We start from the raw sequence: 15,633 nt of genomic DNA, 5'->3' as shown, positions 1-15,633 counted from the left end.
GCGCATTCTCCCGGCAGGAAACCTCGGCCGGATCTCCCGGTGAGGTGGACAGGTTCGTGGGCTGGGCGCGCCGGAGGGCACGCGGACGGGACCGTCGGCGCGACGGTGTGACGGTGGGCGGCGGATGCGGGGCGGATCAGGGGCGGGGCGGGCGCGGGGGTGCGCCGGGACCGGCCGGTGGTGCGGGCCGGTGCCCGGTGCGGTCGCGCCGCGGGCGCGGGTCAGGCGTGCGGTCTGTGGCCGTGGTGGGGGGCGAGGTCCATGACGGCTTTCGGCTGCACGACGAAGGGACGCATCATCATCATGTCCTCGTGCTCGTAGACGTGGCAGTGGTGCATGAACCGGCCGGGCGGGCCGTCGAACGTGGCCCCGACGGTGATGAGCTGTGCGGGTGCGAGCGAGATGACGTCCTTGGGTCCCCGCTCGGCCGCGGTCAGCGGGGCGCTCCCGCGCCGGCGGATCGGGGTGGTGGTGCCGGCTCCGTAGCCGCCGCCCGCCAGCTCGAAGTAGGTGAAGGAGCTGACGTCGTACACCTCGCGGCTCAGCCCCTGGAACGCGACCGCGTGGAGGTGCATCGGGTGCGGGTAGGCGCCCGCGGACTTCTCCAGGCTGAGGAATCTCCAGCGTTCGGTGGCTCCGGCGGCGACGGTGAAGCGCACCGGGTCCTCGAAGGTGGCGGAGACCCGCCGGAAGGTGCGGACCGTGCCGCGCTCGTCCTGGATCTGGACGATTCCGTCGATGGGGAGCTTGCCCTCGGGGGCCTCGGTCTCCTCCATCTCCCAGAGTTCGGGGTCCTTGGGGTAGACGGGAGTGACGATGACGAGGCGTTCGGGGGCGGAGGCCGGGGGCTCGACCGGGGTGAAGGAGGTCGCGAGGCGTTTCGGCGGGACGAACGTGTCGTGCCCGGCCCGCGAGGCGACGCGGAACTCCATCAGGTCGGGGCGGGCTCCCGGTTCGGGCAGGGCGTTGACGAGCCGGAGCCGTCTGCCGCGCAGGGCGGAGAAGTCCACCAGGAGGTCGGCGCGTTCCCCGGGGGTGAGCGGGACGCCGCCGGTGACCGGGTCGGGCTTCGGCAGCAGACCGCTGTCCGTACCGATCAGCCGGAAGGCGTCGGCGGAGAGTTCCCCGCCCTCCTCGTCGAGGATCTTCAGGAGGTAGGGGCGGTTGTTCGAGGCGTTGAGGGCGCGGAAGCGGTACCAGCCCGCCTCCACCTCCAGGTGCGGCCAGATCACCCCGTTGACCAGGTTGAACGGTCCGGTGAAGGGGCGGACCAGTTCATAGGGGTCGTCGACGACGACGATGCCCTTGTAGAGGAGGTCGCCGGTGAACGCCCCGTCGTCGTCGAGGTCGAGATTGCGGTCGAAGAAAACGAGGGGGATCTCCCGGTCGCCGGATGGCAGTCGTAGCCTTCGCTCCTCCTCGTCCCGGATGAGGTAGGTGCCCGCGCCGAGGCCGGTCATCACGTTGAGGTGCGTGATGTGCATGGCGTGGTCGTGGTACCAGAGTCCGGCGGCGGGCTGCTCGTTGGGGTATTCGGCGAGCTGGGCGGCGCCCGGCAGGACGGCGTTCTCCGCCCAGCCGTCGTTGCCGCCGCCCGTGACGGCTCCGTGCAGGTGCACCACGGCCCATGGGGGCAGCGCGGCGACGTCCGCGCGCGCCGCGGCGCCCTCCCGGCCCGGCCGGTCCCACATGAGGGGCAGTTCGGGGTCGTAGGCGAACGGGACGCGGACGGCCGGCAGCGGGTAGTCGCCGGTGAGGTCGTTCTCCCAGGCGATACGGAGTCGGCTGCCGCGCCTCGCCTCGATGGTCGGCCCGACGTGTGTGCCCTCGTACGTCCACAGCCGGGTGTGCGGGAGGCTGCGGTGGAGGCGTACGCGGGCCGAGCGCATCGTGACGGTCAGCTCCCCCTTGCGTCCGCCGATCACCCGGGGCACGGGCAGCGGATCCAGGAAGGGCACGAGGGTCTTCGCCGCCCTCACCGCGCGGGCGGCGTGCTCGGCGGCGGCCCCGGTGAGCCGGGGCCCGGCCTCCCGGGCCTCGCGGACGGCGTCGGGCAGGTCGTCGAGCGGGGTGCCGAGGGCCGCCGTCATCAGGGCCGACCGGGGCGGGGCAGTGGCGGCCGCGGCACGGCCGGATCCGCCGGGGAGGGCGAGTCCGGTGCCGAGGGCCGCCCCCGCGCCGACGACGCCGGCTCCGACGAGGAACCCTCGGCGGGCGACCAGGTCCGACAGCTTGGGGGGAGTTCTCATGTGGGATCGGCCGCCATGCTCTCTATCAGGCTCTTGGGCCGTAGATCGGTCCAGTTCCGCTCGACGTAGTCCAGGCAGGCCTGGCGGGTGTCCTCCGGATGGGCCACGGTCCATCCGGCGGGCACCTCGGCGAACGCGGGCCACAAGGAGTGCTGCCCTTCGTCGTTGACGAGCACCAGGTAGGCGCCGTCCTCGTCCTCGAACGGATTGGTCACCGCATCCTCCAGCTACTTAGGTAAGGCTATCTTTACTTGATCGCTAGCGACCCTACCCACCTGCTCCGCGGTTGACTCACCGAATCCCTCAACTCACTTTCTCGACACCGCTTTTGATGGCTTGAAATGACCGCCCCGGACACCTAGGCGTCCGGGGCGCCCGCTCACGCGGTACCGGTGCCGCGCCGCTTGAACAGCACCCATCCCAGGTACGCACCGCCCAGTACGGCGGTGGTGACGCCCACCGGCAGCAGGTTGTTGCGCTGGGACTCCTCCACGACGTGCACCCATCCGACGTGCCGGTCGGCCCACACCAGGGCGGAGAAGAACTGGCTGGAAGAAAGATGCGCGGCCGAGAGCAGTCCGGCGCCCACCGCCCCTGCCGAGGCCAGGCTGACGCCCGGACTGCGACTGACCATGGCGGCGATCTGCGGGGCGGCCAGGGCGATGAACGGGATGGGCCCGGCACTCGCCACCGCGACCCCGCACAGCCCGATCCCCAGCACCGTCAGGGCGAGCCGCGAGCGGTTCACCCGGACGCCCAGACCGGTGGCGAGATCGTCGCCGAGCTCCATCATCCGCAGCCGCCTGCCGAACAGCAGCACCGGCGGCAGGAGGAGCACCAGGGCGACGGCCATGATCTGCACGGAGCTCCAGCCCCGCCCGTTGAGCGTGCCGACGAGCCAGATGTGCGCGTTCTGGGCGTCGTTGAGGGAGGACCGGGTCAGCAGGTAGGAGTTGACCGATCCGAGCATCGCGGTCACGCCGAGGCCGATGAGGACCAGCCGGATGCCGTGCAACCCTCCCCTGCTCGCCAGCACCGAGACCAGCAGAGCGGTGACCAGGCCGCCGACGATCGCTCCGGCCGCCACCGAGGCGGCGGCGCCCCCGAACGTCACGATGACCAGGATGGCCCCGGTCGCCGCCCCGCTGTTGAAGCCGATGACGTCGGGGCTGGCGAGCGCGTTGCGCGACACGCTCTGGAAGATCGCGCCGCTCATGCCGAGTGCGGCGCCGACCAGGATCGCCAGCAGGGCCTGGGGCAGGCGCTCCTGGTTGACGAAGTGGACGGCCAGCCGGTCCCCCGTCCCGTGGAACAGGGCCCGCGCCACGTCGGGCACCGGCACCGGGTAGGAGCCGACGCCCAGGCTGACCAGCAGCAGGAGCGCCGCGAACAGCAGGGCGCCGCCGCTCACCAGGACCGTACGCCGGTGCATCCGGAAGCTGACCCGTCCGGACCACCACCGCACCGGCCGGGCGGCGTCCGACGTAGCTCCGCCCGCGTCCGGTACCGGACGGATCTCCGTCGCCGTCACAGCGAAGCCTCCTTGCGCCGGCAGACCATCGCGATGAACACCGGGGCCCCGATCACCGCTGTCACGGCGCCGACCTCCAACTCGTCGCCGGGCAGGGCCACGCGGCCGATGATGTCCGAGAGCAGCAGGAGCACCGGAGCCAGCACCATCGAGTACGGCAGCACCCAACGCAGGTCGGGCCCGGTCAGCCAGCGCGCGACCAGCGGAACGACCAGGCCGACGAAGCCGATCGGCCCGGCGGCCGCCGTCGAGGCCCCGCAGAGCAGGGTCACGGCGATCACCGCGGCGATCCGGGTCCGGGCGATCCGGGCCCCGAGCGCTCGGCCCAGCTCCTCGCCGAGGGCCAGGGAGTTCAGCGGGCGGGCCAGCAGCAGGGCGATCAGCAGGCCGACGGCCACGAACGGCAGCAGCTGCACGACGAGTTCGGGCTCCCGTCCGGCGAGCGATCCGACCATCCAGAATCGCAGGTAGTCGTAGGTCGCGGAGTCGAAGACGGTGAGCCCGGCGATGACGCCGCTCAGGCTCGCGCTCACCGCGGCCCCGGCCAGCGCGAGGCGTACGGGCGTGGGCCCGGCCCTTCCGGAGGCGCCGAGCACGTACACGATCACGGTGGTGAGGGCCGCGCCGACGAAGGAGAACCACACCAGCGAACCGAAGCCGGCCAGGCCGACGATGCCGATGCCGAACACGACCGCCGCCGAGGCTCCCGCGTTGACGCCGAGGAGACCGGGGTCGGCCAGGGGGTTGCGGGTGACGGCCTGCATGACCGCTCCCGCCACGCCGAGCGCCGCACCGGTCATCAGGCCGACGAGCGTGCGCGGCAGGCGGAGTTGGCGGATCACGTCGGTGGCGTAGGAGCCGTCGTCGTTCCAGAGCGCGGTCCACACCTGGCCGAGCGTGGTGTCCTTGGTGCCGATCCAGGTGCTCAGCATGACGAGGAGCAGGAGCAGTCCGGCCAGGACGAGGAGGCCGCCGCCGCGCAGGGCGGACCGGACGGCGGTGGGTTCCGGCTGCGGCTTCCGGGCGGCGGACCGGCGGCCGAGGGCGGTGGCCGGGGCGGTCACGTCGGTGTCCCGCCCGTCCGGAGAGGCCGATGGGGGCTCTCGTGTAACGCCTGCGGCGCGTGAGGCCCCCAGACCCCAGAGCCGAACATAACCACCCGCATGGTGCAGCCTTCCGTCGCGTCCGCTGTCATCGCGGCGGCGCAGCACGCCACCAACCAGCCTTTCCCACAAGCCGGTTGACTGGTACGAGCGAAACGGAACCCCCGCGAAGTAAGGCTGACCTTACCCAAGAAGGCATCGGCTGAGGAGCCCGGCCGGGCGAGGCGGCGGCGCGGCCGGCCCGGCCCGGCCCGGGACAGGGGGACCGGTCAGAGCCCGAGGTCGCTCAGACGGGCCTCGTAGCGGATGGTGAGGTCCTCGGAGTCGCCGGCCGGGTTGTCCCAGAGGGCCTCCAACTCGGAGCGCACGGCGTCGGGCAGCGCCTCGTACCGCTCGGACCAGGTGTCGGAGTTCGGTATCCAGTAGCCGACGACCTTGAAGCGGTCCGCCGGGAGCCCGAGGTCGCGACGGAGGTAACGGCGCACCGAGCGCAGGGCGTTGGTCTCCCCCGCGACCCAGACGTATCCGCCGGCGAGGTCGGTGCCGGGCGGGACGGCGGCGGCCACCAGGTCGGCCAGGCGGCTCGGCCCGTGACCGTTCCCGCCGTAGGTCCAGGTGACCTTGGAGTCGGAGGGCTCCCGCAGGGGAAGCACGGCCGAGGGCCCGGGCGCCTCCAGCACCACCCGGGTCCTGATGTGGTCCGGCGTGTTCTCCAGCAGACGCGCCGCCGCGGGCAGGCCGGTCTGGTCGGCGACCAGCACCTGCCAGGAGAGGTCGGCCGGGGGGCTGTAGAGGCCGGTGGGATCATTGACGCCCACGACGTCCCCGGGCCGCGCCTCGGCGGCCCAGCCGGATGCCACACCGCCCTCGTGCAGCACGAAGTCGATGTCGACCTCGCCCGCCTCCGGGCGCACGGCGCGGATCGTGTAGGTGCGCATCGGTGCGACGGGCCGCCCCTCGGGGGTCTCCCATCCGCCCTGCTCGGTCGTCCGGGGCAGCGAGACGTCGGTGCGGTCCGGACCGTGCGGAAGGAAGATCCGCACGTACTCGTCACCGACCCCGGTGGTGGTGAAGCCCGCCAGGCCGTCCCCGTGGAGAGTGACGCGGGTCATGGTTCCGGTGAGCGGCTGCACCCGGGCAACGACGGCTCGGTGGATCGTCATGGACTCTGCCCCTTCGTACGCGTGGTCGGCCTGAGCGTCTCGCCCGCCGGGACGAGAGAACCGAATTGACTTAGGTCAGCCTAACCTTCCACGGGCGGCAGATCGATACGGCATCGCCCGACGGCCGATCACATGTCGGACATGTCTACTGCCGTGACGCCGCTGACCCAGGGGTGTCTAGCATGACGGGATGAGTCGACTGCCGAACCCCCACGCCCGGCGTTCCGTACTCCGCCTGCTGGGCGGCGCCCTCGTGTCCGTGCCGCTCGCCGCCTGTGGCACGGAAGCCGACTCCCCGGCGCCCTCGCCCGCCGGGAAGCCCGCCGGATCGCCCTCGGCCGCCGCGCGGGACGCCGGGCGCGCCTTCGCGGCGCTGGAGGAGGAGTACGCGGCGCGGCTCGGCGTGTACGCCGTCGACACCGGGACCGGGCGCACGGTCGCCCACCGTGACGGGGAGCGGTTCGCCTACGCCTCCACGTTCAAGGCGCTCGCGGCTGGGGCCGTGCTCCGCGAGCACGGACTGGGCGGGCTGGAGCGGGTCGTGACGTACCGCCGTGAGGATCTGGTCGACCACTCCCCCGTCACCGAGAAGCACGTGGCCACCGGAATGAGCCTGGGCGATCTGTGCGACGCCGCCGTGCGCTTCAGCGACAACACCGCGGGCAACCTGCTGTTCGACGCGGTCGGCGGGCCCCGGAAGCTGCAGGCGGTGCTCGCGGAGCTGGGGGACGGCGTGACCCGGATGGAGCGGCGGGAGACCGAGCTGAACGAGTGGACTCCCGGCGCCACCCGCGACACGAGCACGCCCCGGGCCCTGGCCGGGGATCTACGGGCGTTCGTCCTGGGCGACGCCCTCGGCAGGCCCGAGCGGGCCCGGCTCACCCAATGGCTCACCACCAACACCACCGGCGGCGAACTCATCCGGGCAGGAGTCCCGAAGGGGTGGACCGTCGGCGACAAGACCGGGGCGGGCAGTACGTACGGGACGCGCAACGACATCGCCGTGGTGTGGCCGCCGAAGGCCGCGCCGCTGGTGCTGGCGGTGCTCTCCAACCGCACGGACGCGGACGCCGACTACGACAACGCGCTGATCGCGAAGGCGGCGTCCGCGGCCGTCTCCGCCCTGACCCGGTAGCAGGGCATTCCGTGGCGGACTGCTCAGGACTCGTCGAGCACGGCGTCGATCTCGCCGAGGAAGTCGTCCAGGTCGCCCGGGTTCCTGGAGGTGATCAGCGGCCAGCCCGCCGCGTCGTCGCGGACCACCGGCTTGTCCACCCAGGTGCCGCCCGCGTTGGTGATGTCGGTCCGCAGCGACGCGTAAGAGGTCAGCGTCTTGCCCCGGACGTAGCCGCCCTCGACCAGTGCCCACGGCCCGTGGCAGATGGCGGCCACCGGCCGCCCGGAAGCGGCGAACGAGCTGACGATCCGGGTGGTGGCGTCCTCCAGACGCAGCGAGTCGGCGTTCAGCGTGCCGCCCGGGACCAGCAGCAGGTCGTACGCGGCGGGGTCGACGTCGTCGAGCGTGAGGTCGGGCCGCACGGTCTCGCCCGGATCGCGGTCGCCGACGAGGGTGCGGATCCCGTCGGCGGAGACCGCCGCCACGCTGACCTGCGCCCCGTGTCCGCGCAGGTGTCGGACGGGGACGACGAGTTCGTCCTGCTCGACCCCGTAGTTGGTGACGATGGCCAGGATCCGGCGGTCGTCGAGAGCGGTGGAGGACATGGGCTGCTCCGTTCCTTGTGTGTCGTTGGTGTCGTTCGTCCGTCGCCGTTCCCACGGTCGTGGTCGTCGGGGCGGGTCTCGTAGGCCGTGTCGGCCGGGGGTGATGCCGGCGAGGTGCCGGCAGGATCGCTCATCCGGCCGTGATCCGGACGCATTCCGCGACGGTGTCGCGCAGGCTCCCGGTCCGCGCGAGGACCTCGCGCTGGATCCGCGCCCCGTTCCCGCGCCGGTCCACGGCGGCCAGGGCCCGCTCCACGGCCACCAGGTCCCCGCTGTCCTCCAGGGCCTCCCGGACATGGTCCACCAGGGCCCGCAGGACGTCGGGGGCGGGCTCCGGACGCAGGGTGCGGGGGTGGACCAGCCGGTCCTCCAGACCCGATCGGCCCGCCTGCCAGGAGGCCGCACGCAGCAGGGACGTACTGACGTCCCAGGGCGGCTCACCGGCCCGCCACTGACGTGCGGCCGTGTCCACCAGCCCTCGTACCAGCGTGGCCAGCAGCACGGTGTCGGCCGGATCCAGGCAGACGTCCGCGATCCTGACCTCCACGGTGGGGTAGCGGTACGAGAGGCGCGCGTCGAAGTAGACCATCCCCTCGTCCCGGAGCACCCCGGTGCCGACGAGGGACCGCACCCGGGCGTGATACGCCTCCGCGGAGCCGTGGACGTCCACCGGACCGGCCGACGGCCACCGTCCCCACACCTGGCTCCGGTAGCTGCTGTACCGACTGTCCTGCCCCTGCCAGAACGGGGAATTGGCGCTCAGGGCGAGCAGGACGGGCAGCCAGCAGCGCATCCGGTCGAGCACGGCGACGCCCTCTTCTTCCGAGGCCACCGAGACATGGACGTGGCAGCCGCAGGTCAGCTGCTCCTGAGCGGTCAGCCCGAAGCGCTCGGCCAGCCACCGGTAACGCTCCCCCGTGCCGATCGTCGGGCTGACCGGGAGCGGCGAGGTCGCCAGGGCCACGACCGACGCCCCGGCGTCCTTGGCGTGCCGTACCGCCTCGGTACGCCACCGGTGGACCGAGGCGGCCAGTTCGTCCATGTCGGCGCAGGGGTGCGTGGAGAACTCCACCTGCTGGCGGTGTAGTTCCGACTCGAAGGCCGACTCCCCCACCGCTTCCTTCTCGGCTATCGCCAGCACCGCCGAGGACAGTGCGCGGGCCTCTCCACTCTCCGCGTCGACCAGCAGCAGCTCTTCCTCGACACCCACCGTGCGGACCACAGTGCCCTCCCCTTCCACGGTCGAGTGCGATCAGGCGGAGAGGACGGAGTCGTCCTCGGGCCGGGCGCCGGGCAACTGGTGGCGGGCGGCGGCCAGCGCGCTGTCGACGTCACCCGTGCCGGTCGACACGCACAGCGTGTACGCCACGTCGTCCATGCGCTGCCGCGCCTCCTCGCCACCGCTCTCCGCGTTCAGCACGCGCAGCGCCTCGTACTGCTCGATCAGGTTGCGCAGCACCGTGGGGTGGGCCATCAGCATGCGGGTCATCCTTCCGCCGGAATCGTCGGGTGGCGTTCTGCGCCCGGGTGGGGCACCGCCCCGGGTACCCGCTCACGGGCGGGCCACACACGCCGGAGCGAGCGTCCGCCTCTCCAGTTCCGCGCGACGCGCCCCGGGCCGGTGGCCGGAGCTCCAATATGGCCGGGCGGCATGGCCGCCGCATCTTCACCGCCCTCTCCCGGAGTCCTCCGGGAGAGGGCGGTGTGTCCCGGCCCTCATCGGAGCCGGGGACTGCTTCGCCCGGCAGCGGGTACCCACCAGGGCGCATCACCCATTCCCCGGTCGCACCGGGGCAGTACGGAAGGAAGCTCTCATGACCGACCGCAGGCCGGAAGGCACCGCCTATACCGGGGCTTCCGGCAGCCCGCCCCCCGTACCGGCGGACATGCAGGACCAGCAGACGCAGGAGGGCGAGGACGCTCTCGACATCCCGGTGCCGGACCGGGTGGCCCGTCAGGGCGGACAACCCGAGCTGGACGAGGCCGGCGCGGGCCGGAACGCGCCACGCAACGCGGGCGCGCACCCCGACAGGCATCCGACCCCGGACGAGTCGACGGGCTAGCCGCGGCGAGCTGAACGGCTCACCACTGGACGCACAGGATCGTGCCCCGGCCCTTCCCGGCCGGGGCACGATCCTGTGCGTCCAGTCCTGTGCGTTCAGTGGTGGCCGCGCGCACTGCTCGACGCGCCGCCGAACAGCCTGGCCAGGGCCCGGAAGGGCAGCGTGACCACGGTGGCGATGGCTCCCGCGATGGAGCGGAGTACGTCTGCGATGGCCTTCAGCATGGTTGGTCGCCCTCCATTTCCCGCCCGGACCTTCCGGAAGTTCCGGAACGATCGGCGCGAGAGCCTCCGCGTACCCGGTACACGCCGTCCCAACCGGAGGACCGCCCGACGGGAACCGGGCCGGTCCGCGCGAAAGGCCCGGACGCCCGGAACGCCCTGGAGCCCCGGAGCGCATCGCGCTCCGGGGCTCCAGGGTCGGTCAACCCGGATCAGGCGGTGGTGATGTTCTCCGCCTGCGGGCCCTTCTGGCCCTGGGTGATGTCGAAGGTCACCGCCTGGCCTTCCTGGAGCTCACGGAAGCCGGTGGAGTTGATGTTGGAGTAGTGCGCGAAGACGTCGGGACCGCCGCCGTCCTGCGCGATGAAGCCGAAGCCCTTTTCCGAGTTGAACCACTTGACGGTTCCGCTGGCCATGCCCGTACCTCTCAGCAGTAAACGGATCCGCACCGCGCGGACCCGGAGGTGATCGCCCTGGTTCTCAGGCACTGCACAGCAAAACGCCCGCGCCAGGCGCGGGCAGGTACTGCGAACCACGACTACTTCCGGCGACGCTACACGGCGGGATCACTCCTCACCAGAGAGCAACGCCATTTTGCTGTGGATCACCTTCACGGTCACCGGCTCGCGCGACACCGACTACGGTCCGTTCAGGGGCCGTCGGCGCCCCGCGCGACGCCGCGCGCCCACAGGACCAGCGGTATCTGGAGGGGCAGCCGGGCATAGGCGGCGACCTGCTGCGGCCGGGGCCGGTGACGCCAGTCGACGGCCATCTGCACATTGGCCGGAAACACACCGACGAAGAAGCCCGTGGTCACCCGAGCGGCGGCCACCCGGGTCCGGGGGTGGGCGAGTCCCGCGGCCAGGGCGAGTTCGACCACTCCGCTGGCGTACGTCCAGGTGCGGGGCTTTCCGGGCAGAATCCGGGGAACAGTGCCGTCGAAGGCCTTCGGGACGGCGAAGTGAAGAACCCCCGCTGTGCCCATGAGGCCGGCGAGCAGGACGGCGGAACGCCTCTGGCGGGACATGCGTCTCCTTCGGCAACGGAACCTACTTAGCAGTAAGTTACGGGCTCCCGGCCCGGCGCGCACCCCTTACGGCGCGAGCAGCCGCCAGAGCAGCAGCAGACCCACACCGCAGACGAGCAGTCCGGCGAGCAGGGCCAGCGCGCCCCGCCGCACGTTGTCGGGCTGGAAGCCGCCGAGCACGCTGAAGCACAGCCGTACGCCGTAGGCCGTGGCCAGTGCCCCGCACATAGCGACGGCGAAGCCGACCGCGATGGCGTCCCACTGGTCCTCGAACGCCCGCTGATACGGCCCCGGCTCCCGGGTGGCCAGTACGTATCCGGCCGAAGTGAACAGTGCGGCGGGGAAGGCCACCAGGCCGAAGAAGACGGTCAGTCGTCGGATCACCGGAACGACCCCCCTTCCACGGGAAAGCGGGAGAGCCGTTCGCGGACCGACCGCTTCAGCCGTTCCTCCCACCGGTCCCGCTCCGCGATATGGGTGAACAGCTCCCGCATCCGGTTCACGTCTTCGATCATGGTGCGTTCCTCCTCCGCGAACCGGCGGTTCAGCGGCCGTTCGATCCTCAGCAGGAGGGCGACGCACGCCGTGAGCGAGAGCCCGGCTGCGGTCAGGCCGACCGCGACGAGCACGCCCCCGGGCCCGCCGCCCGTGGCGGCGGCGACGGCCAGCACCCCCGGGATCAGCGCGGCGAGCGAGGCCGTGGCGATCCGGGGCCGGCGGACCCGTCGCCGCCGCGCGCTCAGGGCCTGGACGGCGGCCAGCCGCCGTTCCGCGGCCGCCAGCATCCGAAGGAACGCCGCTCCGCCGTCGATCGCGCCCATGTCAGTCCCCGTTCCGCTGCGTGATGAACGAATGGAGTTCCTGGCCGAAATGGGTGCGCAACGCGCCGATCTGCGCGTCGTCCAGCTGCGAGGTGCCCACGGGCAGCCCCGGGAGGTACTGGTGGCGCATGAGCCGGGACACCATCGGGAGGACGGACAGGCGCAGCGACGTCTCGCTCTCCAGGTCCCGCATGAGCAGGGCGAACGGGGACTCCGTACGGGCCCGCCCCGGGATGTAGTAGTCGCGTGCCTCGTCCAGCCGGTCCCAGTAGAGATCGCACTTGGAGACCGCGACGATCAGCCACCGCAGCCTTTTGGCCACCTGCCGGTCGATGATCTCGTCGACCAGGAGCCGGAAGTCGGCCGCCTCCTTGCGGCGGTGCCAGTTCCGAACGGCTTCCTGGTCGACGTCACCGTCGGCGGCGAGCGCCTCGCGGACGTCACGCTGGGAGGCGCGCTGCCAGATCCTGTTGTGCCCCCAGGAGACGACGTGGACGATGCCGTGCGGGGAGGCGTCGCCCCGCATCGTGTCCTGAAGGGCCTGTTCCCGCTGGGTGGACAGCTGCCCGGGGATGACGGTGACGGCGGCTCGGGTCCGGCGGTTGCCGAAGCGCAGGACCGTGGCGTGCTTCTCGATGCCGGGGCTGCGGGAGCTGTCGCTGTCACCCGTACGGATGGACTGCGTCAGCGCGTCGTACAGGACGCTCTTGCCCACCCCCGCCTCGCCGGTGACGGCGATGGGGTTGACCGAGAGGCCGAGCCGTCCGTGCAAGGTGGCCGCGACGGCCCCGGCCCCCGGGCCGCCGTCCACCGCGTGCCGGACGCTCTCCCACCGTGATCGGGTGTTCTCCCAGACGTCGGGCACGCGCGCAGCTCCCCCGGTAGGCCGATGGGGAGATGCTATCGATCAACTGGACGCGCCGCACCGGCACTTACGGGATTCGCCGGCGGCCCGGAACCCCGGGTCCCGCGCTACTGGATGAACCGCGGCAGCCAGCGCGCCTGGTAGTCGGGGTGGCCCGCGTACTCGGCGGCCAGTTGCCGTACGGCGAAGCCCAGGCCCACCGCACGGCCGGAGCGGAAGTCCTCGGCCGGGCGGTCGGTGTCCAGGTCGGCCACCTCGACGTACTCGCCGAGCATGACCCGGTTCGTCTCGATGCGCTCCAGGGTCCGCGCGGGGTCCTGGAGCGCGATGTGCTCGTCGAAGCCCCGGCCCCGCACCGTGAACGCCACCCCGCCGGTGCGGTCGTGGACCTCGCCCGGCACATCGGCCGGGCACCGCCATCGGTCCCCGCCGGCGGCCAGTGCGACGTGTTCCTCGTCGGCGAGCCGCGCCCGGACGAAGGCCACCATGTCTGCGTTGGCGCCCATTGGATGCCGCTCCCTTGCGCTGATGGATCTCTGCACTCGATACGGGGAGCATTCTGGTGGACCGGGCGCGGGCCGATCCACCTCCGTATCCGGTTCACCCCACCGTGTCCCCGTCGTCGCTCCCGGCCAGGTCGGCGAGGACCTTGTGCAGGGGTTCGGTCTTCCGGCGGCGGTACTCCTGCACCGCCCAGCCGTTGCCGTCCGGGTCGGTGAAATACATGAAGGTCGCCCCGTCGTCGGGGGTGTACCGCTGCGGTTCGGAGACCTCGACGCCCCGGCCGACCAGTTCGGCGTGCGCGGCGTCGATGTCGGTGACGCAGAGCTGGAGTCCGTGGTACGTGCCCGGCTGCGGGGTTCCGGTCGGGTTGGGCAGCCCGGCGGTGAGGGCGATCGAACAGCCGGATCCGGGGGGCGTCAGCTGGACGACGCGGGCGCCCGGCATCACCTCGTCGTCGAGGTCGACGTGGAAGCCGATCCTGTCCCGGTAGAAGTCCCGGGCCCGGTCGACGTCGGTCACGGGCAGCACGATCACTTCGAGGATCCAGTCCATGGTTCAGCTCTCTTTCGCGGGTCGTTCGGCGCCCGGGTCGGGCCGTGGCTCGTCGATGTCCGGCCGTTGCTCGTCCGTTCCGGGCCGTGCCCCGTCCGTGCTGCCGGGCCGTGCCCCGTCCGTTTCGGCGTCGTCCGTCCCCTCACCGGCGAGCGGTGCCGCGCCGCCCTGGAGGCGGGCCAGGTCGGCGGGCCTGACCTGGATGACGAACAGGGCGACCATGGCGGCGACCACGGCGAAGCACGCCGCGACGACGAAGGCGCTGGAGACGCCCGAGGTGAGGACCTGGTCCCCCCAGGGGCCCGGCAGCTGACCGGTCCTGCGGAACTCCTGGAGCTGGGCGGGGGTGGCCTCCTGGAGGAATGCCGGAGCCTGGTCGGTCGCCTCGTTGCGGCTGGCCGTCCCGAACGTCGTGACCAGGATCGACAGTCCCAGGGACCCGCCGACCTGCTGGGAGGCGTTGAGGGTGCCGGACGCGGCGCCCGCCTCCTTCGGGGCGACGCCCGAGACCGCCATCAGGGTCAGCGACACGAACTGCATGCCCATGCCGAAGCCGAAGACGAGCATCGGGCCGAGGATCGAGCCCAGGTAGGAGCTGTGGACGTCGGTCCGCGTGAGCCAGCCGAGCCCGGCGGCGGCCAGGATCGCGCCCACGACCATGAAGGGTTTGGGCCCCCACCGGGGCAGCAGCTGGGATGCCAGGCCCGCGCTGATCGCGATGACGACGCTCACCGGCAGGAAGGCGAGTCCGGCCCGCAGCGGGCTGAAGTCGAGGACGTCCTGGACGAAGAGGGTCAGGAAGAAGAACATCCCGAAGATGGCCGCGGAGAGGCACAGCATCATCGTGTAGGTGCCGGCCCGGTTGCGGTCGCGAAACAGCGCCAGCGGGGTGATGGGCTGTCTGGAGCGGCTCTCGATGGCGATGAACACACCGAGGAGCACCACGGCGGCGCCGAACGATCCGAGGGTGACCGGGTCGGTCCACCCTTCCTCGGAAGCGCGGATGAAGCCGTAGACCAGCAGCACCATGCCGGCCGTGGAGGTGAGGGCGCCCGCCACGTCGAAGTGGCCGGGACGGCGTTCGGACTCGGGGATGTAGCGAGGGGCCGCGAGGGCGATCAGCAGACCGATGGGAACGTTGACGAACAGCACCCAGCGCCAGTCGAGCCACTCCACCAGCACACCGCCGGCCAGCAACCCGATCGCGCTGCCGCCCGCCGAGACGGCCGCGAACACCCCGAACGCGCGGTTGCGTTCGGGGCCCTCGCGGAAGGTGGTGGTGATCAGCGACAGCGCGGTGGGTGAGGCGATCGCGCCGCCGACGCCCTGGAGGGAGCGGGCGGCCAGCAGCTGCCAGCCCTCCTGCGAGAGTCCGCCGAGCAGCGAGGCGAAGACGAAGAGAAGCACGCCGAAGATGAAGACCCGCCGACGGCCGAGGATGTCGCCGAGGCGTCCGCCGAGCAGCAGCAGGCCGCCGAACGTCAGCGTGTACGCGTTGATGACCCAGGAGAGGTTCTCGGTGGAGAACCCCAGGTCCTTCTGCATGTGCGGAAGCGCGATGTTGACGATGGTGACGTCGAGCACCACCATCAGCTGGCACGAGGCGATGACCAGGAGGGCCAGTCCGCCGTGGTGCCGGTCGGTGGACTTCGCCGTGTCCGCGGGGGTCGCTCGGGAGCCCGTCATAGTGGAAGCCGTCTCTCGTGCCGAGGGCAGCGCGCCCCCGGGGGGCGGCCGGTCTCCGCGTCGGTCGGATGAACGCGGACGCTCACCCGACCGACGTTATGCCGGAACCAGGAGCCCCGCCATTCG

19 protein-coding genes are annotated in these 15,633 nt (G+C 72.0%); 2 read left to right on the top strand and 17 right to left on the bottom strand.

What is annotated here, in order from left to right; genetic code table 11:
• Positions 1-221: 221 nt before the first annotated feature.
• The 5 genes from OG245_RS35660 to OG245_RS35640 all read right to left on the bottom strand — a co-directional run bounded on the left by OG245_RS35660 (position 222) and on the right by OG245_RS35640 (position 6,046).
• Positions 222-2,249 (bottom strand): multicopper oxidase family protein, encoded by a 2,028-nt coding sequence (locus tag OG245_RS35660; protein ID WP_371627470.1) that lies wholly within the window; start codon positions 2,247-2,249, stop codon positions 222-224.
• Positions 2,246-2,464, bottom strand: a complete 219-nt coding sequence (locus OG245_RS35655; RefSeq protein ID WP_007458086.1) for an MbtH family protein — start codon at positions 2,462-2,464, stop codon at positions 2,246-2,248. The genes OG245_RS35660 and OG245_RS35655 overlap by 4 nt, the downstream gene beginning before the upstream one ends.
• Before the next feature lie 164 nt (positions 2,465-2,628).
• Positions 2,629-3,780: a FecCD family ABC transporter permease gene (locus tag OG245_RS35650; protein WP_371627469.1), complete on the bottom strand. Its 1,152-nt coding sequence runs from the start codon at positions 3,778-3,780 to the stop codon at positions 2,629-2,631.
• Positions 3,777-4,844 carry a FecCD family ABC transporter permease gene (locus OG245_RS35645; protein WP_371627468.1) on the bottom strand — a complete coding sequence of 356 codons (1,068 nt, stop codon included), beginning with the start codon at positions 4,842-4,844 and terminating at the stop codon, positions 3,777-3,779. The genes OG245_RS35650 and OG245_RS35645 overlap by 4 nt, the downstream gene beginning before the upstream one ends.
• Positions 4,845-5,152: 308 nt before the next feature.
• Positions 5,153-6,046 carry a siderophore-interacting protein gene (locus OG245_RS35640; RefSeq protein ID WP_371627467.1) on the bottom strand — a complete coding sequence of 298 codons (894 nt, stop codon included), beginning with the start codon at positions 6,044-6,046 and terminating at the stop codon, positions 5,153-5,155.
• A 190-nt stretch (positions 6,047-6,236) separates the two neighbouring features.
• On the opposite strand from OG245_RS35640, the gene bla reads away from it, so the two are divergent.
• Entirely contained in the window at positions 6,237-7,181 is a 945-nt protein-coding gene (bla, locus tag OG245_RS35635) for a class A beta-lactamase (protein WP_371627466.1), read from the top strand.
• 23 nt (positions 7,182-7,204) lie between these two features.
• Here the strand turns inward: bla and OG245_RS35630 are convergent, their stop codons facing one another.
• The 3 genes from OG245_RS35630 to OG245_RS35620 form a co-directional block, all read right to left on the bottom strand.
• On the bottom strand, positions 7,205-7,768 hold the full coding sequence (locus OG245_RS35630; RefSeq protein ID WP_371627465.1) for a type 1 glutamine amidotransferase domain-containing protein: 564 nt from the start codon (positions 7,766-7,768) through the stop codon (positions 7,205-7,207).
• A gap of 130 nt (positions 7,769-7,898) precedes the next feature.
• Positions 7,899-8,990 (bottom strand): glutamate--cysteine ligase, encoded by a 1,092-nt coding sequence (locus tag OG245_RS35625; protein WP_371627464.1) that lies wholly within the window; start codon positions 8,988-8,990, stop codon positions 7,899-7,901.
• Positions 8,991-9,020: 30 nt separating this feature from the next.
• Positions 9,021-9,248: a DUF5133 domain-containing protein gene (locus OG245_RS35620; protein ID WP_371627463.1), complete on the bottom strand. Its 228-nt coding sequence runs from the start codon at positions 9,246-9,248 to the stop codon at positions 9,021-9,023.
• Between the two features lie 334 nt (positions 9,249-9,582).
• Between OG245_RS35620 and OG245_RS35615 the strand changes: the two genes are divergently transcribed.
• Positions 9,583-9,831 (top strand): hypothetical protein, encoded by a 249-nt coding sequence (locus tag OG245_RS35615; RefSeq protein ID WP_164220640.1) that lies wholly within the window; start codon positions 9,583-9,585, stop codon positions 9,829-9,831.
• 95 nt (positions 9,832-9,926) lie between these two features.
• On the opposite strand, the gene OG245_RS35610 is transcribed toward OG245_RS35615, so the two are convergent.
• The 9 genes from OG245_RS35610 to OG245_RS35570 form a co-directional block, all read right to left on the bottom strand.
• On the bottom strand, positions 9,927-10,055 hold the full coding sequence (locus tag OG245_RS35610; RefSeq protein ID WP_018955864.1) for an LPFR motif small protein: 129 nt from the start codon (positions 10,053-10,055) through the stop codon (positions 9,927-9,929).
• Positions 10,056-10,264: 209 nt separating this feature from the next.
• Complete coding sequence (locus OG245_RS35605; RefSeq protein WP_003964323.1) at positions 10,265-10,468, bottom strand: cold-shock protein; 204 nt, start codon at positions 10,466-10,468, stop codon at positions 10,265-10,267.
• 233 nt (positions 10,469-10,701) lie between these two features.
• Positions 10,702-11,079 (bottom strand): DoxX family protein, encoded by a 378-nt coding sequence (locus OG245_RS35600; RefSeq protein ID WP_371627462.1) that lies wholly within the window; start codon positions 11,077-11,079, stop codon positions 10,702-10,704.
• A 66-nt stretch (positions 11,080-11,145) separates the two neighbouring features.
• Positions 11,146-11,463, bottom strand: coding sequence for a hypothetical protein (locus OG245_RS35595; protein ID WP_371627461.1), 318 nt, complete (start codon positions 11,461-11,463; stop codon positions 11,146-11,148).
• Positions 11,460-11,900 carry a hypothetical protein gene (locus tag OG245_RS35590; RefSeq protein ID WP_371627460.1) on the bottom strand — a complete coding sequence of 147 codons (441 nt, stop codon included), beginning with the start codon at positions 11,898-11,900 and terminating at the stop codon, positions 11,460-11,462. Before OG245_RS35590 ends, OG245_RS35595 begins: the two co-directional genes overlap by 4 nt.
• Before the next feature lies 1 nt (position 11,901).
• Positions 11,902-12,765 carry a hypothetical protein gene (locus tag OG245_RS35585; protein ID WP_371627459.1) on the bottom strand — a complete coding sequence of 288 codons (864 nt, stop codon included), beginning with the start codon at positions 12,763-12,765 and terminating at the stop codon, positions 11,902-11,904.
• Positions 12,766-12,872: 107 nt separating this feature from the next.
• On the bottom strand, positions 12,873-13,271 hold the full coding sequence (locus OG245_RS35580) for a DUF6221 family protein (RefSeq protein WP_215103238.1): 399 nt from the start codon (positions 13,269-13,271) through the stop codon (positions 12,873-12,875).
• 94 nt (positions 13,272-13,365) lie between these two features.
• Positions 13,366-13,821, bottom strand: coding sequence for a VOC family protein (locus OG245_RS35575; RefSeq protein WP_371627458.1), 456 nt, complete (start codon positions 13,819-13,821; stop codon positions 13,366-13,368).
• Positions 13,822-13,824: 3 nt separating this feature from the next.
• Positions 13,825-15,507 carry an MFS transporter gene (locus tag OG245_RS35570; protein ID WP_371627457.1) on the bottom strand — a complete coding sequence of 561 codons (1,683 nt, stop codon included), beginning with the start codon at positions 15,505-15,507 and terminating at the stop codon, positions 13,825-13,827.
• Positions 15,508-15,633: the final 126 nt, after the last annotated feature.

Origin of the sequence: Streptomyces sp. NBC_01116 (genome assembly GCF_041435495.1) — a bacterium.
In the GTDB taxonomy this organism is placed as follows: domain Bacteria; phylum Actinomycetota; class Actinomycetes; order Streptomycetales; family Streptomycetaceae; genus Streptomyces.
This window is presented reverse-complemented; position numbering and strand designations above follow the sequence as displayed.